24 protein-coding genes are annotated in these 20,937 nt (G+C 62.7%); 13 read left to right on the top strand and 11 right to left on the bottom strand.

Annotation, left to right across the window (positions count from 1 at the left end; all coding sequences use genetic code 11):
• Window positions 1–151: 151 nt before the first annotated feature.
• Complete coding sequence (locus GR167_RS14470; RefSeq protein ID WP_160974422.1) at window positions 152–2,737, bottom strand: ATP-binding response regulator; 2,586 nt, start codon at window positions 2,735–2,737, stop codon at window positions 152–154.
• 258 nt (window positions 2,738–2,995) lie between these two features.
• The gene (locus tag GR167_RS14465; protein ID WP_160974421.1) at window positions 2,996–3,877 is read right to left on the bottom strand and encodes an alpha/beta fold hydrolase; all 882 of its coding nucleotides are present in this window, start codon (window positions 3,875–3,877) and stop codon (window positions 2,996–2,998) included.
• 127 nt (window positions 3,878–4,004) lie between these two features.
• Between GR167_RS14465 and ppk2 the strand changes: the two genes are divergently transcribed.
• From ppk2 to GR167_RS14450, 3 genes are all read left to right on the top strand, one after another.
• Entirely contained in the window at window positions 4,005–5,015 is a 1,011-nt protein-coding gene (gene ppk2 / locus GR167_RS14460; RefSeq protein ID WP_160974420.1) for a polyphosphate kinase 2, read from the top strand.
• A gap of 161 nt (window positions 5,016–5,176) precedes the next feature.
• The gene (locus GR167_RS14455; RefSeq protein WP_235915976.1) at window positions 5,177–6,529 is read left to right on the top strand and encodes an MATE family efflux transporter; all 1,353 of its coding nucleotides are present in this window, start codon (window positions 5,177–5,179) and stop codon (window positions 6,527–6,529) included.
• 79 nt (window positions 6,530–6,608) lie between these two features.
• A complete protein-coding gene (locus GR167_RS14450) occupies window positions 6,609–7,412 on the top strand; it encodes an aldolase (protein ID WP_160974418.1) in 804 nt (267 codons plus the stop codon).
• Between the two features lie 64 nt (window positions 7,413–7,476).
• On the opposite strand, the gene GR167_RS14445 is transcribed toward GR167_RS14450, so the two are convergent.
• Together GR167_RS14445 and GR167_RS14440 are read right to left on the bottom strand one after the other, a co-directional pair.
• On the bottom strand, window positions 7,477–7,917 hold the full coding sequence (locus GR167_RS14445; RefSeq protein WP_212769984.1) for a GFA family protein: 441 nt from the start codon (window positions 7,915–7,917) through the stop codon (window positions 7,477–7,479).
• 2 nt (window positions 7,918–7,919) lie between these two features.
• Entirely contained in the window at window positions 7,920–8,129 is a 210-nt protein-coding gene (locus GR167_RS14440) for a hypothetical protein (protein WP_160974417.1), read from the bottom strand.
• Between GR167_RS14440 and GR167_RS14435 the strand changes: the two genes are divergently transcribed.
• Window positions 8,128–8,859: a transporter substrate-binding domain-containing protein gene (locus GR167_RS14435; protein WP_160974416.1), complete on the top strand. Its 732-nt coding sequence runs from the start codon at window positions 8,128–8,130 to the stop codon at window positions 8,857–8,859. The two genes, GR167_RS14440 and GR167_RS14435, sit on opposite strands and share 2 nt — an antisense overlap.
• A 187-nt stretch (window positions 8,860–9,046) precedes the next feature.
• Window positions 9,047–9,289 (top strand): hypothetical protein, encoded by a 243-nt coding sequence (locus GR167_RS14430; RefSeq protein ID WP_160974415.1) that lies wholly within the window; start codon window positions 9,047–9,049, stop codon window positions 9,287–9,289.
• Between the two features lie 69 nt (window positions 9,290–9,358).
• On the opposite strand, the gene GR167_RS14425 is transcribed toward GR167_RS14430, so the two are convergent.
• The 3 genes from GR167_RS14425 to GR167_RS14415 all read right to left on the bottom strand — a co-directional run bounded on the left by GR167_RS14425 (window position 9,359) and on the right by GR167_RS14415 (window position 12,247).
• Window positions 9,359–10,252: a LysR family transcriptional regulator gene (locus GR167_RS14425; RefSeq protein ID WP_160974414.1), complete on the bottom strand. Its 894-nt coding sequence runs from the start codon at window positions 10,250–10,252 to the stop codon at window positions 9,359–9,361.
• A 363-nt stretch (window positions 10,253–10,615) separates the two neighbouring features.
• Window positions 10,616–11,032: a hypothetical protein gene (locus tag GR167_RS14420; protein ID WP_160974413.1), complete on the bottom strand. Its 417-nt coding sequence runs from the start codon at window positions 11,030–11,032 to the stop codon at window positions 10,616–10,618.
• A 12-nt stretch (window positions 11,033–11,044) separates the two neighbouring features.
• Window positions 11,045–12,247, bottom strand: coding sequence for a pyridoxal phosphate-dependent aminotransferase (locus GR167_RS14415; protein ID WP_160974412.1), 1,203 nt, complete (start codon window positions 12,245–12,247; stop codon window positions 11,045–11,047).
• A gap of 90 nt (window positions 12,248–12,337) precedes the next feature.
• Here GR167_RS14415 and GR167_RS14410 point away from each other — a divergent pair, with 90 nt between their 5' ends.
• The 3 genes from GR167_RS14410 (at window position 12,338) to GR167_RS14400 (ending at window position 13,656) form a co-directional block, all read left to right on the top strand.
• Window positions 12,338–12,733, top strand: a complete 396-nt coding sequence (locus GR167_RS14410) for a helix-turn-helix domain-containing protein (protein ID WP_160974411.1) — start codon at window positions 12,338–12,340, stop codon at window positions 12,731–12,733.
• Window positions 12,734–12,737: 4 nt separating this feature from the next.
• Complete coding sequence (locus tag GR167_RS14405) at window positions 12,738–12,998, top strand: succinate dehydrogenase assembly factor 2 (protein ID WP_160974410.1); 261 nt, start codon at window positions 12,738–12,740, stop codon at window positions 12,996–12,998.
• Between the two features lie 160 nt (window positions 12,999–13,158).
• Window positions 13,159–13,656, top strand: coding sequence for a MarR family winged helix-turn-helix transcriptional regulator (locus GR167_RS14400; RefSeq protein ID WP_160974409.1), 498 nt, complete (start codon window positions 13,159–13,161; stop codon window positions 13,654–13,656).
• Between the two features lie 52 nt (window positions 13,657–13,708).
• Here the strand turns inward: GR167_RS14400 and GR167_RS14395 are convergent, their stop codons facing one another.
• Genes GR167_RS14395 through GR167_RS14380 form a run of 4 tightly spaced genes read right to left on the bottom strand, consistent with a single transcriptional unit; the run spans window position 13,709 to window position 17,140 of the window.
• On the bottom strand, window positions 13,709–14,395 hold the full coding sequence (locus tag GR167_RS14395; protein ID WP_160974408.1) for a DUF1194 domain-containing protein: 687 nt from the start codon (window positions 14,393–14,395) through the stop codon (window positions 13,709–13,711).
• Window positions 14,392–14,820, bottom strand: coding sequence for a VOC family protein (locus GR167_RS14390; RefSeq protein WP_160974407.1), 429 nt, complete (start codon window positions 14,818–14,820; stop codon window positions 14,392–14,394). The genes GR167_RS14395 and GR167_RS14390 overlap by 4 nt, the downstream gene beginning before the upstream one ends.
• 21 nt (window positions 14,821–14,841) lie before the next feature.
• Entirely contained in the window at window positions 14,842–16,248 is a 1,407-nt protein-coding gene (locus tag GR167_RS14385) for a surface lipoprotein assembly modifier (protein WP_160974406.1), read from the bottom strand.
• Window positions 16,220–17,140: a hypothetical protein gene (locus tag GR167_RS14380; RefSeq protein WP_160974405.1), complete on the bottom strand. Its 921-nt coding sequence runs from the start codon at window positions 17,138–17,140 to the stop codon at window positions 16,220–16,222. Before GR167_RS14380 ends, GR167_RS14385 begins: the two co-directional genes overlap by 29 nt.
• Window positions 17,141–17,361: 221 nt before the next feature.
• Here GR167_RS14380 and thyX point away from each other — a divergent pair, with 221 nt between their 5' ends.
• The 5 genes from thyX to GR167_RS20165 all read left to right on the top strand — a co-directional run bounded on the left by thyX (window position 17,362) and on the right by GR167_RS20165 (window position 20,929).
• Window positions 17,362–18,267, top strand: coding sequence for an FAD-dependent thymidylate synthase (gene thyX, locus GR167_RS14375; protein WP_160974404.1), 906 nt, complete (start codon window positions 17,362–17,364; stop codon window positions 18,265–18,267).
• Window positions 18,237–19,484, top strand: a complete 1,248-nt coding sequence (locus tag GR167_RS20380; RefSeq protein WP_160974403.1) for a DUF3644 domain-containing protein — start codon at window positions 18,237–18,239, stop codon at window positions 19,482–19,484. The genes thyX and GR167_RS20380 overlap by 31 nt, the downstream gene beginning before the upstream one ends.
• 270 nt (window positions 19,485–19,754) lie before the next feature.
• Window positions 19,755–19,937, top strand: a complete 183-nt coding sequence (locus GR167_RS14365; protein WP_160974402.1) for a hypothetical protein — start codon at window positions 19,755–19,757, stop codon at window positions 19,935–19,937.
• A 239-nt stretch (window positions 19,938–20,176) separates the two neighbouring features.
• Complete coding sequence (locus tag GR167_RS14360) at window positions 20,177–20,491, top strand: HPF/RaiA family ribosome-associated protein (RefSeq protein WP_160974401.1); 315 nt, start codon at window positions 20,177–20,179, stop codon at window positions 20,489–20,491.
• Between the two features lie 156 nt (window positions 20,492–20,647).
• Window positions 20,648–20,929 carry a hypothetical protein gene (locus GR167_RS20165; protein ID WP_212769982.1) on the top strand — a complete coding sequence of 94 codons (282 nt, stop codon included), beginning with the start codon at window positions 20,648–20,650 and terminating at the stop codon, window positions 20,927–20,929.
• The last annotated feature ends 8 nt before the right edge of the window (window positions 20,930–20,937 follow it).

Genomic DNA, 20,937 nt, shown 5'->3' with positions numbered 1-20,937 from the left:
AGCAAGGGCGCGGGGGGAAAAGCGGCAAATGACGGGGGGAAAGGCGTTCGTTCCAATTCTCGACACGCTTTGTTGGCGGCCCGGCCTGCAGCCGGGCGGGTGCTCCGATCAGAGTGGAACGCTCGTGTCGAGGGTAGGGTAGGGGAAGGGACTACCCTTCGACCCTATCCTTCAGCAGGGTGCAGAGCCGCGACACGTCCAGCGGCTTGGGCAGCACGGCGGTGGCGCCGGCATCCTCGAAGCGGTGGATATCGTCGCCCACCACCGCCGCGGTCAGCCCGATCATCGGGATGTCGATCGCCTCGGCCCGCAGTACCGCGACCAGTTCGTCGCCCGGCATTTCCGGCATGAACAGGTCGGTGATCAGAACGTCCGGCGGGTTCTTGCGGATCATTTCCAGCGCCACGCGGCCGTTTTCGGCCAGCTCGATCTCGCCGAACACCCGGCCCAGCTGCTTCGAGGTCACCTGCGCCACCAGCGCGTTGTCCTCGGCCAGCACGACGCGCAATTCGTCGAGGTTCTTCACCTCCAGCGGCTTCTTCGGCATCGCCGCCGCCAGTTCCTCCGGCGAGGCCGGTTCGTCGGGCAGGCACAGCCAGTACCCGGCGCCGCCCTCGGGGGCGGGGAAATATTCGATATTGCCGCCCAGCAGGTCGACCGATTGCTTGGCGATATAAAGCCCCAGCCCGCTGCCATCGGCCTTGTTGCGGGCATCGGCCGATCCGCGCTCGAAGGGCTGGAACAGCCGGTCCACTTCCTCCAGCGGGATGCCGATGCCGTTATCGGTCACCGTCCAGCAGGCGGTGGAGGTATCGGCCCCGGCGATCGGCGGGGCGATCTGCGGCCGGTAGGTAAGGCGGATCTCGGACCCCTGGCTGTGGATGATCGCATTGCGCACCAGGTTGCCCAGCACCTGTTTCAACCGGTTGCTGTCGCCCATCATCTGGGTCGAGGCGCCGGGGCCGAGATCGAGACTGATGCGGATATCCTGCCCCTTGGCCAGCATCTGGTAGGTGTTGCGCACCCGTTCGGCGATATCGGCGGGCGTGTAGGGCGCGATGGTCAGCGGCTGGTTCTTTTCCGGGTTCACCGCCTGGCGCATGTCGTCGAGCACGTTCAGAAGTTGGGTCGAGGCTTCGCGCATCTGGCCCTGCAGTTGGGTCGAATTGTGGCCGTTTTCCAGGTCCTCGATCAGCATCGACAGCACCGAGGCCGGGGTGCGGATTTCATGCGACACGATGGAAAACAGCTGCTTCTGCCGGTCCTGGCGCAGCGACAATTCGTTCAGCGCGTCGGTCAGCGCCTGTTCCTGCAGGTGTTCGTCGGTCACCTCGACCATCAGGCCATAGACCACCTTTTCGCCGCGCGGGGTGGGTTCGGCCCACAGGTGCAGCCGCAGCACGCGCGGATCGCCCGAGGACAGGGTTTCGGCCAGCCGCAGCAGCAGGGTGATGCTGGCATGGCTTTCGGATTCGATGGCATGGCGCAGCAGATAGCGTTCGTCGGCGCGGAACCGTTCCAGCAGATCATCCAGCCCGGCGCCGTCGGGCAGGCCAAGCAACTGCTTGCCCGCCGGGTCCAGCCGCATCTTGTCGCGCGGCACGTTCAGGGTGAACAGCCCGACCCCGGCAAAGCCGCGCACCGTGCTCAGCCGGCGGATGCTGGCGAGGTTCTGTTCGCGCTCATAGCGTTCCCGCCCGCGCAGCACCATGACGACGACGAGAACCCCCATCACCGCCGTGGCGTAATTGTCCAGCAGCCCGGTCTCGGCATCGAGCGGGATCGCGCTTTTGAGGAATTCGCCGGTCAGCGACATGTAGAAGGAAATGCCGGTGATGATGATGATCGGCACTGTGGATACCGGCAGCACCAGCGCGATCAGGATCGCCATCAGCCCGACATCCATCATCGGGAAACCGCCATAGCCGTGATTGTGCAGCAGCGCCGCCAGCGGGAACAGCAGGAAGGCCGGGGCGGCCAGCTTCATCTGCCGCGCCGAGGGCATCTGCAGCATCGCGAACAGGAAGGCCGCGCTGATCACGCCGCTGCGCATCGTCCGCTCGATCGCGAAGGGCAGGTACTTGTCGTGGAACCCCGCGGCCTCGGCCTGTTCCACGGTCAGCATCCCGGCCAGGTAGTCAGCGGCGAAGACCTCCGGCAGGAAGAACAGCAGCCCGAACCCGAACATCGACGCGATGACCGACAGGTCGGCGACCCGCGGCGGCACCTTGTCGATCAGGAAACCGAACAGCCAGCGCGCCGACAGCCCGGTCAGCGCGGCGCACAGCAGGTTGCTGACGAAGAAGAACCCGGCGATCTCGGCGCTCGCCTGCGGTTCGAACAGCCAGTGCGGTCGGCCGGTGAAGGGCAGGACGAAGGGCAGGAAGAACAGCAGCACGAAGGCGGCCAGCGGCAGCCAAAGCAGCCGCAGGGGATAGATCAGGAAGCCCAGAATGATCGCATGGGTCGCGATATGGGCGGTCAGGTTGATCGCGATATTGTTGGGGCTGAACAGGATCGCGCCATAGGACAGCGACAAGGTCCAGAACGTCAGGAAGCCCAGGAAAACGATGCTGCTGGGCCCGGGGCTGCGGCGGACAATTTCGGTAAGGCCCTGAATCCGCGAAATTTCGAAATCGCGGAACACGTCGCCCTTGTCCCCGGAAAGCGGTTTCGCGGCCTTCGCGGGAAACGCGTCGTCGAGGTCGTCAAAGCTGTCGTCGGGTAGCGTCGTCAAGTTGTCCTACAGCCTCAAAGGCGCGACGTCCAAACCGGATTGGCGACGCTCATTCAGTTCAGTCTGTCTGGTAGATCCAGGTGCCCGGGCAGTATTTGCCCATTTGGATAGGATTGAAAGCGCTGAGTCGTCGCACCGAGTCAAAAGTATGTACACCCTAGCCGAAAGATAGGCGCCGGATTTCGCTGCTGCCCGTTGTGTGATTGACATGGTCAACCTTGGGGTGTGATCCGTTCAGCCGCGACCGTTCAGGGCGTGTCAGCGCCGTTGCAACCAGGCCCGGACCTCGGCCGCGACACGGTGTGATTCTTGGTGCAGAATCCAGTGATCGGCGGTCTCGATCGTGATCCGGGTCAGGTCGTCGCAATAGTCCTCCAGCCCCTCGGTCGCCTCGGGCAGAAGCGCGCCGTCCCGCGCCCCCCAGATCAGCAGATGCGGCATCCGCACCCGCAGCGCCTCGGCGGGCATCTCGGGCAGGTCCGCGATCGTCTCGCCGGGCCCGCCCAACTGCATGGGCGAGGCCCGGTACCAGTTGACCATGCCGCGCATCCGCCCCGGGCGGCGCCATTCCTCCAGATAGGCGGCGCGCCGTTCCGGGGTCATCCATGACATATCCATCGACGCGCCGAACATTTTGAAAAGCTTGGAAAAATCATCCTCCTCCAGGCGCGCTTCCGACCCTTCCGCGCGCAGGTAATGGATATATTGCGACGCCGCCGTCTGCGCCCCGCCGGCGGCCAGCGCGCGCTGGAACGGCCCCGGGTGCACACCGTTTGCGATGATCAGGCGACTGACCAGATCGGGCCGCGCAATCGCCAGCCCATAGGCCACCGCCGCGCCCCAGTCATGGCCGAAGACGATCACCGGGCCGCCGCCCAGGTGTTCGATCAGCGCCACCATGTCGCCGACCAGCTTGCCGGTGCGGTACGCGCTGACCTCCTCCGGCGTCCAACTCTGGCCGTAACCGCGCTGGTCGGGGGCGACGCAGTGATAGTCGCGGCCCAGGTCCTCGGCGATCTCGGACCAGGCGCCGGAATATTCCGGAAACCCGTGTAGCATCAGGATCACCGGGGCAGCGCGGTCGCCCCAGCCGAGGTAATGGAACGGTTGGCCGTTCAGGTGGATGTGATGGCTCAGCATGTCTCAGCCTAGCGCGGGTCCCGCGCTGCAACAACAGTTCCCCGGCGTCGCGGCCGGTTTGACCCCGGTCAAGGCGGGCAGAGCGAATGAATGCTAAAATTTATATGTTTTAGTGAAGGAGAGACGCATGACCGTGACGAACCCCGCCGCACAGCCGGATGCCGTTGAAGTTCAAGCCCCGCAAACCGATGCCCCGGCACCCGGTCCCGTTGCGGCCGAGGTTCCCTCCGCGACCGGGGACGGCGCAACGCCCCAGCCGCGCCACGGCGGCCGTCACACGCCTTCGCCCGACGAGGTGCGCCGCGCCTTCGAGAGCGGCGAATATCCCTACAAGACCAAGATGAAGCGGCTGGCCTACGAGGCGCACAAGGCCAAGCTGCAGGCCGAGCTCTTGAAGGCGCAGCTCTGGCTGCAGGAAACCGGCCAGAAGGCGGTGCTGCTGTTCGAAGGCCGCGACGCGGCGGGCAAGGGCGGCACCATCAAGCGCTTCACCGAACACCTCAACCCGCGCACCGCGCGGGTGGTGGCGCTGAACAAGCCGACCGAGGTGGAACGCGGTCAGTGGTATTACCAGCGCTATATCGAACACCTGCCGACGGCGGGGGAAATGGTGCTCTATGACCGCAGCTGGTACAACCGCGCCGGGGTCGAACGGGTGATGGGCTTCTGCGAACCGAACGAATACCTGGAATTCATGCGCCAGACGCCGGAATTCGAACGGATGCTGGTGCGCTCGGGCATCCGGCTTTACAAATACTGGTTCTCGGTGACCCGCGACGAACAGCAGCGCCGCTTCAAATCGCGCGAAACCGACCCGCTGAAGCAATGGAAGCTGAGCCCGATCGACAAGGCCAGCTTGGGCAAGTGGGACGATTACACCGAGGCGAAAGAGGCGATGTTCTTCTACACCGACACCGCCGACGCGCCCTGGGTGGTGGTCAAATCCAACGACAAGAAACGCGCAAGGCTGAACTGCATGCTGCATTTCCTGTCGACGCTGGATTATCCCGGCAAGGACCCGCATGTCGCCCACGCCCCCGATGCGCTGATCGTCGGCGGCGCCAACCACGTGATCCACCGCACCGATCACATCCTCGGCGCGGCGCTGCATCCCGACCTGCGCAAACCGCGCGGCTAGAGGCATCCCCGCGCGCGCGGGGATGCTGCCCGAGCGCGCGCTCGGGCCTGCGTTCCGCCCCCGGCTGCCCCCGTTTGACCCGAGGTCGCCCGCCGCCCGGACGCGCTTTGTGATTGCCGCCCCGGCGTTCCGGCGCTAGGCCAAGGGGCATGAGCGCGCCGATGCCTTTCCCCCAGCATGTCAGGAACATCCTGACCTTGGGGCTTCCGCTGATCGGAAGCCACCTGGCGCATTTTTTCCTGATGCTGACGGATTCCGTGATGCTGGGCTGGTACGACGCCGAGGTGCTGGCCGCCCAGGTCATCGCCGGGTCGCTGTTCTTCGTCTTCTTCGTGATGGGCGAGGGCTTCGCCTTCGCGCTGATGCCGCTGGTGGCCGAGGCCGAGGAGGCCGGCGAGGAAGCCCAGACCCGGCGGCTGACCCGGATGGCGATCTGGGCCTCGCTGATCTTCGGGGTGCTGGTGATGCCGGTCATGCTGTGGTCGGGCCCCATGCTGCGGCTGACGGGGCAGCAGCCCGATCTGGCCGACAATGCGCAGCGCTACCTGCAAATCGCCGGCTGGTCGATGTTCCCGGGGCTGCTGACGATGGTGATGCGCTCCTTCCTGTCGGCGCTGGAACGCGCCCAGGTGGTGCTTTGGGTCACCTTCGGCGGCGTGCCGCTGAACGCGGTGATCAATTACGCGCTGATCTTCGGCCATTGGGGCATGCCAGAAATGGGCATCCAGGGCGCCGCGGTGGCGACCTTGGCGGTCAATATCGTTTCCTTCGGGCTGCTGGCGCTCTATGCCGCGATCAAGACGCCGGAACACGCGCTGTTCGTGCGCTTCTGGCGCTCCGACTGGGAAGCCTTCGGGCGCATCTTCCGGCTCGGCTGGCCGATCGGCATCGCCAACCTGGCCGAGGTCGGCCTGTTCGCCGCCTCCTCGATGATGATGGGCTGGCTGGGGCCGCTGCCGCTGGCGGCGCATGGCATCGCGCTGCAGATTTCCTCGCTCACCTTCATGGTGCATCTGGGGCTCAGCAACGTCGCCACCGTGCGGGCGGGCCGGGCCCTGGGGCGCAGATCGGCGCCCGACCTGCGGCTGGGCGCGCGGATCGTCATGATGATGTCGATGGGCGTCGCCGCGGTGGCGCTGGTCGTCTTCCTGGCCATGCCGGAAACCCTGATGGGCCTGTTCCTGTCGCCCGACGACCCCAAGCGCGCCACGGTGATCGGCGTCGGTGTCGGGCTGCTGGCGGCGGCCGGCGTGTTCCAGCTGGTCGATGCCGCCCAGGTCATCGCCATCGGGCTGCTGCGCGGGGTGCAGGATACCCGCCGCCCGATGCTGATCGCGGCGGTGTCCTATTGGGGTATCGGGGTGCCGGTCAGCTACGGGCTGGGCTTCGGGCTCGGTTGGGGCGGCGTCGGGGTGTGGATCGGGCTGGCTATCGGTCTGGCCGCCGCCGCGATCTTGCTCAGCATCCGGTTCTGGGGCCCGGTTTTGCGGCGGATCGACCGCGACGGGCTGTAAGCCGCCCGCCGCCGCTTGCCGACGGCCCCGCTTTCCCCGACACTGCCGGGCAAATCCACCCGACCGAAGGACCCAAGTGATGGCCCACGCCCTGCCCAATGCCGACACCGCCCCCGCCGCGACCCCGGAGCGCCGCAACACCCCCGACCTGAATTCCGACGCGATCCGCACCGCGCGCGAAGACCTCGCCGCGTGTTTCCGCATGGCCGCCCGCAACGGGTTCGAGGAAGGCATTTGCAATCACTTTTCCGCCGTGGTGCCGGGCCATGACGAGTTGTTCATCGTCAACCCCTATGGCAAGGCGTTCCGCGAACTCACTGCCTCCGACCTGGTGATCTGCGATTTCCACGGCAACGTGGTGGACGGGCAGGGCACGCCCGAGGCCACCGCCTTCTATATCCATGCCGAAATCCACAAGCGCCTGCCGCGCGCGCGTGTCGCGTTCCACACCCACATGCCCTATGCCACCGCCCTGTCGATGACGGAGGGCGAACCCTTGATCTGGGCCGGGCAGACCGCGCTGAAATTCTACGGCCGCACGGCGGTGGACGAGAATTACAACGGGTTGGCGCTGGACCACGCCGAGGGCGCCCGCATCGCCGCAGCGGTGGGCGAGGCCGATATCGTCTTCATGAAGCACCATGGCGTGATGGTGCTGGCCAACACGATCGCCGAGGCCTGGGACGACCTCTATTATCTGGAACGCGCCGCCGAGGTGCAGGTGCTGGCGATGTCCACCGGCCGCAAGGTGCTTCCGGTCTCAAAGGAGGTCGCGCAGGCGACCTACGACCAGATGCGCGAGGAAGACGCCGAGTCTGCCAAGCTCCACCTCGCCGCGATCCGCCGCCAGCTCGACGCCGAGGAACCGCAGTACCGGCATTGAAAGAGGCGGGGCTTGCCGCCTTGGGCGGCAAGCCCCGCGCCGTTCGTATCGGCGCTCGGAAACGTCACTCCGGGATCACGATTCCCGAGCCGCCGAACTCTGCCGGAAAATCCTTCATCTTCGGCAGGCCGTCCTTCATTGGCAGGACGGTTTCCGCATAGTTGACGTGCAGGCCCGGCTTGAAGTCGAGATCCGGCAGAAGGGCCGCGTAGATATCGATGAGTTTCAGGCCGGGATGGCCCGCCATCACGTGCCCGCCGCATTTCGCGCACCATTTGCGGTCTGTGTTTTCGGTCTTGTTGTACTGACGCAGGTGTTCTTCACCTTTCACCACCTTGACGTTTTCGGGTTCCCAGAGGGTAAATGCGTTGACCGGTCCCGCCGACCAGTGGCGGCAGCTGTCGCAATGGCAATATCCCATTCCCGCAGGTTCGCCCGTCGCTTCGATTTCGACCGCGCCGCAAAAACATTGGCCTTTAAATTTATGGGGCATTTCCTCTTCCATCCTTAATCTAAAGACAGCAAAATACCATATTGGCCGATTGTATTATACGCAGCCGCCCGCGCTGCATGGTTGCGGCGGGCCTGATCCCCGGTTTGACTTCGATCATGGACGAAAAACGCCATCGCTTGCCCAATGGGGCAGCGCATTTTGCGTGATAGCGAGCCTGTTGTTGCCGCGACCGACTGCGGCACGACGGGCAGGGAGGGTTTCATGAAGCATATTTCAGTTTTGGCGGCAGCCTTTTCACTCGCAGCCTTGCCGGGCTTGGCCGACACCGTGACCATCGGCACGGTAGAGGCCTACGATGCGGGCAGCTACACAATCGATCCGGCGGCCCTGCAGGGGTTCGAAAAGGCGTTGGGCGACGAGCTTTGCCAGCGTGCGGGCTTGACCTGCGAATGGAAGGTCCTGCCGTCGGATCGGTTGTGGGTCGCGCTCGCAGCGGGCGGGATAGACGCCGTGATGGCCGGGGTACCGATTAGCAAAGACGTCGGGGAAGGTGTCGACTGGACGATGCCTTATCTCAGGCCCGATCCTTTCGTCCATATCGGCTTGCCCGGCACGCAATGGCAGGTCGAGGGGGCTGTTGTGGCGCATCTGCCTGACCCCGCAGTGACGGCGTATGCCGGGGCGTCGGGAGCCACCTTCACCGAATATGCAACCATTGAGGATGCGCTGACCGCGGTGCGGGACGGGCAGGTTCTGTCGCTGTTCGGCGAAAGGGAGGCCCTTACCCCGGCGGTCGAAGCATCGGGCGGCGGCTTGGTTGTCGTTGCTGACAAGGGAGAAATCAACATCAAGCAAGGCGTGGCGATGGCGCTGCGCGCTGACGACACCGACAGGCGCTTCGCCTTCGAGGATCAGATCTTCGAGATGTCGAAGGATGGCAGCCTGAACGCCCTGACCGAAACGTGGTTCGGCGTCGACGCCGCCCGGTGGTGAAGGGCGGCTTCAGGCCTATCCCACCATTCAGGCGCGCCCCCTTGGCGGTGCGCGCCTGCACTTGCTGGTCCACAGCAGGCCGTCACGCGCACCTGAAAGGACACTGATACCGCTAAGCCCCCGCATGATCTGCGTAAGGGGAGGGGGGAGAAATTGACTCTTCCCCAAGCAAACCCATTTCTTGCGCATGTCCGACTTCAACCTGCACAGAAGACTGCAAAACTGGCGCGATCGCGCCTGGCGCCGCAAGCGCGACCTGCCGGTCTATGCCCATATGCTGGTCACGGCGCATAGCCAGGGAGCGCTGATTGCAAAGGACCACCCGTCCTGGGCAAGGCTGGATCAAGCCATCGAGGCGGCGCGAGACGGCGACCAAGACGCGCTCGACCTGATCGCGCGGGAAGCAATACGGCTGCGCGACAATCGGTGAGCTCCTGAGCAACCCGAAGGCGTTCCCGCCGCCGGGCGAGCGCGGCCTGTCGCAAAACCCTGCTGGGTGTCAGAAACCGTTTCGCTCTTCCATGAGCTGCCGCCCCAGGGTCTCAAGCCACTTGATGAAGGCCGCGACCGCGGGGCGCGGTCTCCAAGGGGGCGTCACGATGAAAAACTGACTGACATGATTGATCGGTATCGGCGCGACCTTGAGCGTTCCGCTGCGCAACTGGGGTATCACGTCGAATTCGGATTCCAGGATCAGCCCCACTCCTTCTTCTCCAGCCCGGACTTTGAGCGACGGGTTGCCCAGATCAAGTGTCCGGATGCGGCTGGTATCAAAGCCGGATTGTTCGAGAGTTTCCCGTTCCCAAAGCGTGTCGCTCGGGATCAGCCAGGGGACATTGTCCCAATCGGTGGTGGGATCATCAACGAGGGACGGGGCCGCATATGCACGGGTGGCAGATTCCAGAAGAAGACGTGACTTCAATCCCGGCCAGTGTCCGCCGCCCGCCCGGACCGCCAGATCGAACCCTTCCGCCACCAGGTCCACTGCTATGTCTGATGGCGTGAACGAAACTTCGATCTCGGGGTGTTCGCCCCAGAATGACAAGATTTTTGGAAAGATCACGGCGTCGGTAAAAAGGGCCGTGGTGGTGATGCGAATTGGCCGGGTCCTGTCCTTTTCCAGAAGGGCGTCTATCCCTTCCGCAATCGCGGTGAAGCCGGTCGTCAGCGCCCGCGCCAGCTCGCTTCCCTCAAGCGTCAGGCTCACCCCGCGCGGAGATCGTTCCACGAGCTTCAGCCCGATGTGATCTTCCAGTGCCCGCACCTGCTGCGCGACCGCTGCATGGGTCACGTTCAGCGATCGAGCGGCTTCAGAAAAGCTACTGGACTGGGCGACGGCCTCAAATGATCTCAGAGCCGTCAGGGATGGGAGTTTGGTCCAGTCAAACGCCACGTTGAAACCTCAGCTTTCAACATTGAAGAATTCCTGACTCAGAGCATTCCAGAATTTCTGCGATATTTCCAATGAATTTTGATGAATTTAGGGAGTTGAGAAATGATGATCCCGAACACAGACCTGTTACGTGCAATGTCACCCTATGATGCCAGCGGTCACCCACGCCCCGGCCATCGTCAGATGCATAGGCACCCGTACACCCCGCATCGCAAGGTGCTTGCTGCATGCGTGTCATTCGTCGCTTTGGCTTGGCGTAAATTGCCCCTACGCCGTCTTCCTCGGCTTTCGCCAAGCATCACCAGCGACTGATGAACCCGCTTTTGGCTCTTGGCTGACGTTCGAGCAATCAACCAACCCGGCTCACTCCTTGGCCGCGTTCGCCTTCATCAACCTATCCGCCTTCTTCCGCACCAGCACCGTGCGCAGGTCGTGCATTGCCAGCAGCAGCGCGTCGGTCACCTCTTCCAGCTGCTCGTCGCTCGCGCGGCTGTTGGCCCAGTGGGTGGTCAGGTTCATGTGGTCGATGGCGCGGTGGATGTCGTCGATGTCGCGCGCGGCCAGCAGGTCGCGGCGGTCGTCCATCCAGTCGCGGATCGCCGCCATGTCCTGATCGCTCAGCTTGCGGTCGCCATGCGGCTTGATCTCGCCGTTGCGGATATTGACGTTGGCGATCTGGTCCAGCTCGATCCGGCGCTGGCGGTTTTCGGTGTCGACGCGAAACACGAAGGCGCCGTTTTCACGGACGCGGAAGTAATATTCGGGCAACTCGACCGACATGCGTTTTCTCCGTCAGGACAGCTCGGAACAGAATTTGGCGATCCGCGCGCAGGCCTCTTCCAAAGCCGCGTCCGAGGTAGCGTAGCTGATGCGGAAATTCGGCGAAAGCCCGAAGGCCGCGCCGAACACCGCCGCCACGCCGGTGTCGTTCAGAAGCTCGGTGACGAAGACCTCGTCGGTCGTGATCTCGACCCCCTTGGCGGTCTTTTTCCCGATCAGCCCCGCGATGGACGGATAGACGTAAAACGCCCCTTCCGGGGTGGGGCAGGTGATGCCGTCGATCGCGTTCAGCTTTTCCAGCACCATGTCGCGGCGGCGCTTGAAGATCTCGTTATGCGGGGCCAGGAAATCCTGCGGCCCGTTCAGCGCCTCGACCGCCGCGTACTGGCTGATCGAACAGGGGTTGGAGGTCGATTGCGACTGCACCTTGCGGATCGCCGCGATCAGCGGCTCGGGGCCCGCCGCATAGCCGATGCGCCAGCCGGTCATCGCATAGGCCTTGGACACGCCGTTGACGGTCAGGGTGCGGTCGTAGAGCTTGGGTTCCACCTGCGCCGGGGTGCAGAATTCGAACCCGTCATAGGCCAGGTGTTCATACATGTCGTCCGACAGCACATGCACATGCGGATGGCGCAGCAACACGTCGGTCAGCGCCTTCAGCTCCTCGCGGCTATATCCCGCGCCGGTCGGGTTCGACGGCGAATTGAACAGGAACCACTTGGTGTTGCGGGTGATCGCCGCTTCCAGCTGTTCGGCGGTGATCTTGAAATTGTTCTCAAGCGACGCCTCGATGAACACCGGCACGCCGCCCGCCAGCAGCACCATGTCGGGGTAGCTGACCCAGTAGGGCGCGGGGATGATCACCTCGTCCTCGTGGTTCAGCGTCGCCATCAGCGCGTTGTACAGCACCTGCTTGCCGCCCGATCCGACGGTGACCTGCTTCGGCGTGTAGTCCAGCCCGTTGTCGCGCTTGAACTTGGCGCAGATCGCCTGCTTCAGTTCGGGGATGCCGTCGATCGCGGTATAGCGCGTCTTGCCTTCCTCGATCGCGCGGATACCGGCGGCGCGGATGTTTTCCGGCGTGTCGAAATCGGGCTCGCCCGCCGACAGGCCGATGATGTCGCGGCCCTGCGCCTTCAATTCGCCCACCAGGCCGGTGATCGCCATGGTCGGCGACGGTTTCACGCGCGCAAGCGTCTCGGACAGAAAAGACATTCGACACCTCGACTGGTTTGTGTTCCCTGACGCCATGTCATAGGTTCAAGCACAAGGCCGATCAAGCCGGATCGGCGGAAAGGGCGGAGAATGGAGACCCAAGTCACCGACAACTGGTACGGCCCCGACACGGCCACCTTCGGCGATCGCGTCGCCGCTGCGCGCGAACAGGCCGGGATGGACCAGAAGAAACTGGCCCGGCGGCTGGGCGTGAAGCTCAAGTCGTTGCAGGATTGGGAATACGACCTGTCCGAACCGCGCGCCAACAAGCTCAGCATGATGGCGGGGCTGCTGAACGTGTCGATCGCCTGGCTGCTGACCGGGCAGGGCGAAGGGGTCGAAGACCCTTCCGATCCCGGCACCATCGACCCCGAAATCGCCGACCTGCTGGGCGAAATCCGTGATATCAAGGTCCAGATCAGCCAATCCGCCGACCGGCTGGGGCGGCTGGAAAAACAGCTAAGGCTGAAACTGAAGAACGAATGAAGACATGACCGAAACCCGTGAACACCGTCTCAAACGCCTCGCCATGCGCTCGATGCGCCGGGGCATCAAGGAAATGGACATCATCCTGTCGCGCTATGCCGACGCCAAGCTGGAAACGATGAGCGAGGCGGAACTCGACGCCTATGACCGGCTGCTGTCGGAAAACGACCAGGACCTCTACCAGTGGGTGTCCGGCCAGGCCGAGGCGCCGGCGCATGTCGCCGATCAGATCGCCGATATCCGCGGCATGATCGCGGCAGAGTAATAAGGGCTTAGGCGCCCGGGCCACCGGCCGGGCGTCCTCCCGCCGCAATGCCCGAACAGGAAAATAGCTAACATTTTAGTGATAAGCCGTTCGGATTTAATACATTCTTGAGTTTTATCCCCGAGCCTCGGTTCCGAAGACATATCGGACGGAGACCCGGATGAGCATTCATAACCCCCTCAAGACCGGCGACAGGGCCGGCTTCATGAGCAGCTATCTCGAAGCGCTGGCGCTGGTGGAACGGCTGCACCGGCTGCTTCTCGACGTGATCAAGGACGAATTCGAACGGATCGGCGTGCTCGACATCAACGCGGTGCAGGCTTTGCTGCTGTTCAATATCGGCGATAACGAGGTGACGGCGGGCGAACTGAAATCGCGCGGCTATTACCAGGGCAGCAATGTCAGCTACAATTTAAAGAAATTGGTCGAAATGGGCTACATGCACCACCACCGCTGCGAAGTCGACCGCCGCTCGGTGCGGGTGCGGCTGACCTCCAAGGGGCGGCATATCCGCGACGTGGTGGCGGCGCTGTTCGCCCGCCATGCCGACGGGCTGCAGGCCAAGGGCGTGCTGGGGCCGGACGGCGTTACCGAGATTTCCAATTCGCTGCGCCGGGTCGAACGCTACTGGGCCGATCAGATCCGCTATATCTACTAGCCTCTCCAGCCGGCCGGGCGCCGTTCCGTTCCTCCCCCGGGGCGGCGCCGTTTCACTCGGCCAGCCCGAACATCCGCGGCAACAATTCCCGCGCCAGCTTGCGCCGCAGGGCGGTTTCGTAATCGCCGTAGCCTTTGGCGATTTCCACGAACGCGCCGGGCCCGTGCAGCACCTCGCGCCGGTAATACTCGGCCACGTCGGTGTCATAGGTCTCAAGCGGCATCTCGATCACCAGACCGTTCACCACCACGTCCTCGAAGGGAAAGGCGTCATAGGCCTGGCGCGGCTCGAAGCCTTCGTTGTTCTCGCCGTCGCCGCTCATGTCCAGGGTCCGGTACAGGCAATCCGGACCGCGCCCCAGTAAGGTCGCGCCATAGCCCAGGGCATGGCCCAATGCGGTGGGGAATTCCTGCGTGCTGCGTTCCGACCGGCCCAGAAGCGCGGCGGCGTCATACAGATCGGCGGGCGCCGCGATCAGCCGCCAGTCGAGCAGCAGTTTCTGATTGTCCCGGCCGCTCCATTCGTAGACCGACAAGGCGACGGGCAGGGGGGAGGCGAAGAACGCCGCCTCCACCTCGGGGGCCAGCAGCGCCGCGGCCAACCCGCGCCGCTGCAGCCCGTCTTCCGCTGCGCTGACCGAGGACGACACGTCCAGCGCCAGCGCCAGGGCCAGCCGGCATTCGGCCGCCCCGGCGGGCGCCGCGATCAACGACAGCGCCGCGATCGCGGCGCGGATCACCAATGACCCGTGTTTTCCATGCTGGCCCAGGGTTCCGCCGGTTCCAGCGCGTCACCCTTCTGCAGCAATTCGACCGAGATATTGTCGGGCGAGCGCACGAACGCCATGCGCCCGTCGCGCGGCGGCCGGTTGATCAGCACGCCATTGTCCTGCAGGTGCTGGCACATGTCGTAGATGTTTTCCACCTCGTAGGCGAGATGCCCGAAATGACGGCTGTCCGACGGCAGCTCGTCGTCGCCGTCCCAGTTATAGGTCAGCTCCACCGGGCATTCCTCCTGGCCTTCGGGGGCCATGAAGATCAGGCTGAACCGGCCCGCTTCGCTGTCATAGCGGCGGGTTTCCTTCAGCCCCAGCAGGGCATAGAACGCCATGCTCTTTTCCAGGTCCTTCACCCGGACCATGGTGTGCAGATACTTGATTTCCATCGCTTTACCTTTCCTGTCTCCTCAGAAGCTCGACCGGATTCCGAAGGACATCGAAACCTCGTTGGTGTCGAACCGGCTGACATTGCTCTGCGTCTTCCGGGCCGTCAGTGTCAAGGTCGGCACAAATCCGGCATAGTCAAGTTTCTGGAAACTGAAATCCACCGACCCGAACACCATTCGGTCCTCGCGCCCGCCGGGCACGGTCAGGAAACCGACGGCATAATCGGGATAGCGCTGCAGGCTGGCGCCGATCCGGCCGGACAGCTTGGCCGGGCCCACCGGCTCGGCAAGGGAGTAGCCCAGGTATCCGATGGCGCGGCTCTGGCGCGAATTGGCGGTGTCGCTTTGCGATTTGCTCAGCATCAGACCCAGCCCGATCCGGTCGCCCGACTTCAGCTTGGCGGAATAATCTGCCCGCAGGTTCAGCGTGTCGATCGGGTCCAGTAGCGGGCTGTCATAGACGTGATGCTCGTATTGTGCCGACAGCCGCAGCCCGGCATGGTCGGACAGCTTGAAACCACGTCCGATGCCGGCCTGATATTGCCATTGATAGGGGCTCTGGCCGTACCAGCTGCGACCGGCGCTGGCCTCGAATTGCAGCGGCCCGTCGCCGGTGTCGGTGATGTGCTGCAGGCCCAGTTCCAGGTGGTCATAGGCGAAATCGCTGTTTTCAGCCCCCGGCGCCAGGGCGCGGGCATCCTCGGACAGGCGTACCCGTTGGGCGTAATACTGCCCGGTCAGCCGGGTTTCATGGGTCTTCGATCCCGACAGGCGGCGCGAAAACGTCAGGTTGGACGTGGCCCGCAGCCCCGACAGCGCCTGCGCATCGCCGCTCAGCAGCCCGACCACCGGCAATCCGTCGATCAGCGAATAAGGCCCGTCGGCGCCGTTGTTGAGGTTGTTGCTGGGCGCCAGCGAAAACTGTGCCGACACCGACCAGGGCGAAATCCGCCGCAGGATCTTGTAATCCGCGATCACCCGGTCGCGGTAGCTCTCGTCGGGCAGGTGCAGCAGCGATCGCCGCAGCCACACCTGCGCCAGCGCGGCCTGTTCGCCATCCAGCGACAGTTTCGCCGCCAGCTGCGCGGCCTGGAACTTTTCCATGCCGGTGCGGGCATGGCGATAGGCCAGCGCGGCGGCACGGCGCCCGTCGCGCGGGCGCTTAAGCTGCATCAGCGCGCGGGCGGCGATGAAATGGGCATAAGCGTCGTTCGGATCGCGCTGCAACAGCCCCTTGGCCAGCTGCAGCGCCAGGTCGGGCTGGCCCTCAAGCAGGGCGCGCTCGGCAATGCCGGCCGCCGCTTCGATCGGCACCCGGACTTGGCCATCCTGCTGTGCCGCGCCCGGCAGCGCGGGCAGCAACAACAGCAAAGCCAGCAGAAACGCCTTCAACCCGGTATCAGAGACCGGGGCAGAGCGGATCATCATTCGCGGCCCCGCACCGGGTCAGCACGAAAACCCCATATTCTTCTTCGTTTTCAAGCGGGCCGTCCTGATCGAATTCGCCCAGATAGACAACGCCCCCGACCGCGGTCGCCCCGGACCCGCCGAAGATCCCGGCATAGGTGCCGATCGAATTGCCGATATCGCCCTGATATTCGACATCCCCCATGAATTCGCCGTTCCCGTCGATCGCGGTCTGGATCAGCATGATGTCGGGCAGGGGATTCACACCGGCCCGGTTATCGATCATCATGCGGTTGGAAATCTCCGCATCCACCTGGTTGTTGGCGAAATCGGCGTTCAGCAGGATGATCCCGCTGATCCGGTCGGCCTGGGCCGGCGGTGTCAGATTGGCGGGAATGCCCGAGGCATCCAGCAACTGATCGCCGTTGCCGTTCACATTGGTCACCGCGGCATAGGTGCCGTAATACTGCGCTTCGCCCTCGTTCACCGGGTGATCGTAGGGCGAATAGATGCCCGCGCCCTGCCGTGCGAAGAAGCCGCCGCCGAAATAGCGGTTGTTGTTGCCGCCATCGGCCACCACGCCGGCGATCAATTCGCCGCCGTTGCTTTCCTTGAACAGCGCGGTGTAATGCCGGTCGGCCGGGGTCTGCTGCATCATGTAGCCTTCGTACCCGGCGGTATCGAGAGCGGGGGTCCGCGTGTAGGTCACGTTGACCTGGCCGCCATGGATCGCCGCCACGCTCAGGATCAGTTCCTGCGCATCCGGGTCGTAATCCACCGCCTGCAGGCTGCCCGCGACCTCAGCGGGGGCGGGATTGGTGGTCATGCCGAACCCGGTATTGACGCCGCCCGGGTCTTCGGCGCAGGCCGCCAGGAACAACGGCGCCGCCAGGACTGTCGCGATCTTTTTCATATGCTCGTACCCCGCAATGATTTACGTAGCGTAATTTTATTATCTGCTCGGGGTTCAGAATCCGGGCGGTTTCGTGCAAAGTCAACGTTTCTTGCGGCGGGGCGGGAAAAATCCGGCGACCTGTTGCATCCATATGTCCCTGCTCATATTGTCGTTTTCCCGCGCCCGGAGGCTAGATATAGTGGGCGCAACCGTGATTCATCCGACAAGGAGCCCCCCAGATGCCCGTGACCCCCGAACAGCAGGCCGAAATCGACGCGCTGCGCGCCAATCCTCGCCCGACCCTGCGGGCGGTCTCGGACGGGATGGAGGCGCATCTCTACACCATCAACCCGGTGCTCGATCACGGCTTCGTCCGGGTCATCGACTACATGGGCGACGACGCCGCGATCTGCCAGGCCGCCCGGGTCTCCTACGGCAAGGGCACCAAGTCGGTGCAGAACGACGAGGGCCTGATCCGCTACCTGATGCGCCACTGGCATTCGACCCCGTTCGAGATGTGCGAACTGAAACTGCACGTCAAACTGCCGGTCTTCGTCGCGCGGCAATGGATCCGCCACCGCACCGCCAACGTCAACGAATACTCCGCCCGCTATTCGATCCTCGACCGCGAATTCTACATTCCGACCGAGGAGCAGCTGGCCGCGCAATCGAGCATCAACAACCAGGGCCGCGGCGAGGCCCTGTCGGGCGAGGAAGCCGCCCGCGTGCTGGAAATCCTGAAATCCGACGCCGCCCGCTGCTACGACCATTACCAGGAGATGATTTCCGACGAGGGCCAGCAGGGCCTTGCCCGCGAACTGGCCCGGATGAACCTGCCTGCCAACATCTATACCCAGTGGTACTGGAAGGTGGACCTGCACAACCTGCTGCATTTCCTGCGCCTGCGCGCCGATTCACACGCCCAGTACGAAATCCGCGTCTATGCCGAGGAAATCTGCAAGCTGGTCGCCGACTGGGTGCCGTTCGCCTACAAGGCCTTCGAGGATTATCGCATGGGTGGCGAAACGCTCAGCGCTGCGGCTCTTGATTGTGTCCGGCGGATGTTGAAAGGTGAGGAAGTCACCCAAGAGACTTCCGGCATGTCCGCGCGGGAGTGGCGGGAGCTGCAGGAAGTTTTGGGGTAAACAATTATTTTATTCCCAGCCGCTCCCTAGAGGCAGTTTGGTGGGAGAGGCAATTGTTTGCTCAAGGAAGGCGCGGAAGTCTAACCGCTCATGAGCGTAAGATAGTAAAGGGACTGCTTAACAGCGGCTGGCGAAATCAGGATGTGCTGACTCTGATCAGTGGCAACCGGCCAGCTACTGTTAATCCTGCCAGGATCGCAGAAGTTAAGGCTGACGATGAGCAATCGGCGGCGTCTGATCGTGAAGTTCAGGAATACATAGAGTTCAAACGTTCGTTTGATAACTATACGGGATTAAGTCCATATACTGACGAACGATTGGTTCGTTCGCGCGAGGCTATGCAGCTAGCAGTTCATGTATATAATAATCCGTCGACGAATTTTCGCGCCGAGTGTTTTGCTGTTTTGGCAATAATCGCATGGACCTATATTTCTATAGAGTATTGTGCCAGGAACAATCTTCCAATTGAGCGACAAGACGGAAATGCCATATCCTTAGCAGATTTTTTGAAATTTAAAGAATGTCCGCTTGTTGAGGGTGTGCGTAATAACCTTAAGTCAATTATTAACCTTCGGAATAGTGTAGAGCACAGAACGCTTGGAAAGTATGATCGTGAATGGCTTTCGCTTTTTCAAGCTTGTTGCATTAATTATGAAAATTTTATTGTCTCACAATTCGGAGAGAGATTGTCGCTGCGAAGGGATCTAGCTTTTGCGTTGCAATTTAGTGGATTATCCTTGCATCAAGCTCAAGGAATGATTGAGGCGGAATTGCCTCAAGAAATTGAGGCTATAAATTCTGAAGTCTATCAAGGGCTTTCGGAAACGCAAATGTCCGATCCTGATTTTCAGTTTTCTGTGGTGTATACTACTGTGGCTTCATCTAAATCTAAGGCTAATTTTAGATTTATTTCGTCTGATGAAGCTGAGGCTGAGACAGTAGCAAACATATTAGTGAAAAATAAGCCTTCAACTCAGACACATCCTTATCGAGCCAATCAAGTGGTCGAGTTGGTTAAAGAGAGGACTGGGAAGAAATTTTCTTCTCATGATCATACTCAGGCATGGAAACGACTAAAGGTAAGGCCCTCCGGGGATGCTGAAGACCCTTCGGTTACCAAGCAAGACTATTGTTTCTACAATGCGACATTTAAAAGCTATAGTTACAGTGAGGCATGGGTGCAAAAGTTGTGTGATTTTGTTGAGCTACAGGATTAGCAAACCGTAGGGTGCGTGCTCGTACGCACCATCGATCCCGCCGCCCAATATCCTGCGTGACCTCACGCCCCCACAATCCACCAACAAACTCCCGAACTCCGACCAAACGCGAAGGGCATCCCCCGGCCGCGGGTGGGGGTGAAGCCCCCGCCGTCGTGCTGGAAGCACGCCTCCGGCGTGACGGGGGCGGTCGGGGGCTGCCCGGCCTGCAGCCGGGCGGGGCGCTTTGATTTGAGTGCGGCGCTTGTGATAAATCTTATAATGATGGGCGTGACCTCACGCCGCCGACACCTCAACCGGACCGACATGGAAATCATCGTCACTCAGATCGTGGAATTCCTCCATCGCCGCACCAGGCGCCACCCGGTCCTGTGGGTGCTGATCGTCTTGCTCATCCTGGCCTCGATCGCATTGTCGGGGATCGAAATGTACAACCGCGTGGCGGGCCGGTAAAACCTGTCCGTCCTCCGTAGGGTGGGGTTTCACCCCACCATGCCCCCGGATTGGGGCGTCGGAAACGTCCCCTCTTTCCCGCGCCCGCCCCGCGATTTCCACCGGTTAACAAACCCTTACGGGCATTCGCACCGTTTCCCCGTACAAATTGTGCAAATTCCCCTAAACTCTTGTCCCAGATCAATCCGCGCATCGGTGAATCGGCGTAGCCTGAAATCAGATCAAGAAGGAGGCTGCGCATGCATATCCAAGTCAACACCGACCATAACATCCAGGGCGACGAACGGCTGATCGAGGTCTGCGAGGAAATCGTGACCGAGGCCCTGGCGCCCATCGCCAAGCGGCTCAGCGCGGTTGAAGTGCATATCAAGGATATCCGCGGCCCCAAGGGCGGCGAAGACATCCGCGCCACCGTCGAGGCCCGCCCCGAAGGGTTGCGCCCCTATGCCGCCCACCACGACGCGACCGAGATTCCGGTGGCGGTGCGCCAGGCGGCCAAGAAGGTGCGGGCGCGGCTGGACAGCGAATTTAAGAAACTGTCGCCCTACCAGTAAGCAGTTGGGGCCCGTCGAGGGCCCCATCCGCCCGCATGTCTTTGTTTCCGGGCGCAAAACGCTTCGTTTCCGAAAATTGAGCTTTGAGCCGGGCAGGGCCGCCTTTACCCTGATCCCGGTATTAACAGTTTATTTACAACGATCCGGGGGGATCTCATGAAGACGTATCAAAGGCTCGCCATTCTGGCCGCCGCCGCCCTGCTGCCCGCCGCCGCGGCGCAGGCCGATCCGAATACCTATCCCTTCCCGTCCCGGGAAAACTACTGCCCCGCCGGGCTGCAACCGGTCTATTACGACGGCGCGGTCAGCTGCAGCATCCCGAACCAGACGGAAAGCTATTTTTCGGTGATGCGGGAAAACGCCTATGGCGCACGCAGCTACCGCGCCAGTTCCGGCGCGATCTGCCCCGAGGGCGTAAAGGGCTGCTACACGGAGTGAAGCCTGCC

Source organism: Thalassovita mangrovi, assembly GCF_009857745.1.
Lineage (GTDB): Bacteria > Pseudomonadota > Alphaproteobacteria > Rhodobacterales > Rhodobacteraceae > Thalassobius > Thalassobius mangrovi.
Note: the sequence above shows the minus strand (reverse complement) of the source record. Positions and strands in the feature narration are given on the sequence as shown.

Coding starts and splice junctions, on each gene's coding strand:
- GR167_RS14445 (WP_212769984.1), bottom strand. CDS start 7,917: ATGGAAGAGGAAATGCCCCATAAATTTAAAGGCCAATGTTTTTGCGGC.
- ppk2 (WP_160974420.1), top strand. CDS start 4,005: ATGACCGTGACGAACCCCGCCGCACAGCCGGATGCCGTTGAAGTTCAA.
- GR167_RS14385 (WP_160974406.1), bottom strand. CDS start 16,248: ATGATGATCCGCTCTGCCCCGGTCTCTGATACCGGGTTGAAGGCGTTT.
- GR167_RS14430 (WP_160974415.1), top strand. CDS start 9,047: ATGTCCGACTTCAACCTGCACAGAAGACTGCAAAACTGGCGCGATCGC.
- GR167_RS14360 (WP_160974401.1), top strand. CDS start 20,177: ATGCATATCCAAGTCAACACCGACCATAACATCCAGGGCGACGAACGG.
- GR167_RS14465 (WP_160974421.1), bottom strand. CDS start 3,877: ATGCTGAGCCATCACATCCACCTGAACGGCCAACCGTTCCATTACCTC.
- thyX (WP_160974404.1), top strand. CDS start 17,362: ATGCCCGTGACCCCCGAACAGCAGGCCGAAATCGACGCGCTGCGCGCC.
- GR167_RS14450 (WP_160974418.1), top strand. CDS start 6,609: ATGGCCCACGCCCTGCCCAATGCCGACACCGCCCCCGCCGCGACCCCG.
- GR167_RS14440 (WP_160974417.1), bottom strand. CDS start 8,129: ATGAAACCCTCCCTGCCCGTCGTGCCGCAGTCGGTCGCGGCAACAACA.
- GR167_RS14405 (WP_160974410.1), top strand. CDS start 12,738: ATGACCGAAACCCGTGAACACCGTCTCAAACGCCTCGCCATGCGCTCG.
- GR167_RS14380 (WP_160974405.1), bottom strand. CDS start 17,140: ATGAAAAAGATCGCGACAGTCCTGGCGGCGCCGTTGTTCCTGGCGGCC.
- GR167_RS14420 (WP_160974413.1), bottom strand. CDS start 11,032: ATGTCGGTCGAGTTGCCCGAATATTACTTCCGCGTCCGTGAAAACGGC.
- GR167_RS14455 (WP_235915976.1), top strand. CDS start 5,177: ATGCCTTTCCCCCAGCATGTCAGGAACATCCTGACCTTGGGGCTTCCG.
- GR167_RS14415 (WP_160974412.1), bottom strand. CDS start 12,247: ATGTCTTTTCTGTCCGAGACGCTTGCGCGCGTGAAACCGTCGCCGACC.
- GR167_RS14390 (WP_160974407.1), bottom strand. CDS start 14,820: ATGGAAATCAAGTATCTGCACACCATGGTCCGGGTGAAGGACCTGGAA.
- GR167_RS14435 (WP_160974416.1), top strand. CDS start 8,128: ATGAAGCATATTTCAGTTTTGGCGGCAGCCTTTTCACTCGCAGCCTTG.
- GR167_RS20165 (WP_212769982.1), top strand. CDS start 20,648: ATGAAGACGTATCAAAGGCTCGCCATTCTGGCCGCCGCCGCCCTGCTG.
- GR167_RS14400 (WP_160974409.1), top strand. CDS start 13,159: ATGAGCATTCATAACCCCCTCAAGACCGGCGACAGGGCCGGCTTCATG.
- GR167_RS14410 (WP_160974411.1), top strand. CDS start 12,338: ATGGAGACCCAAGTCACCGACAACTGGTACGGCCCCGACACGGCCACC.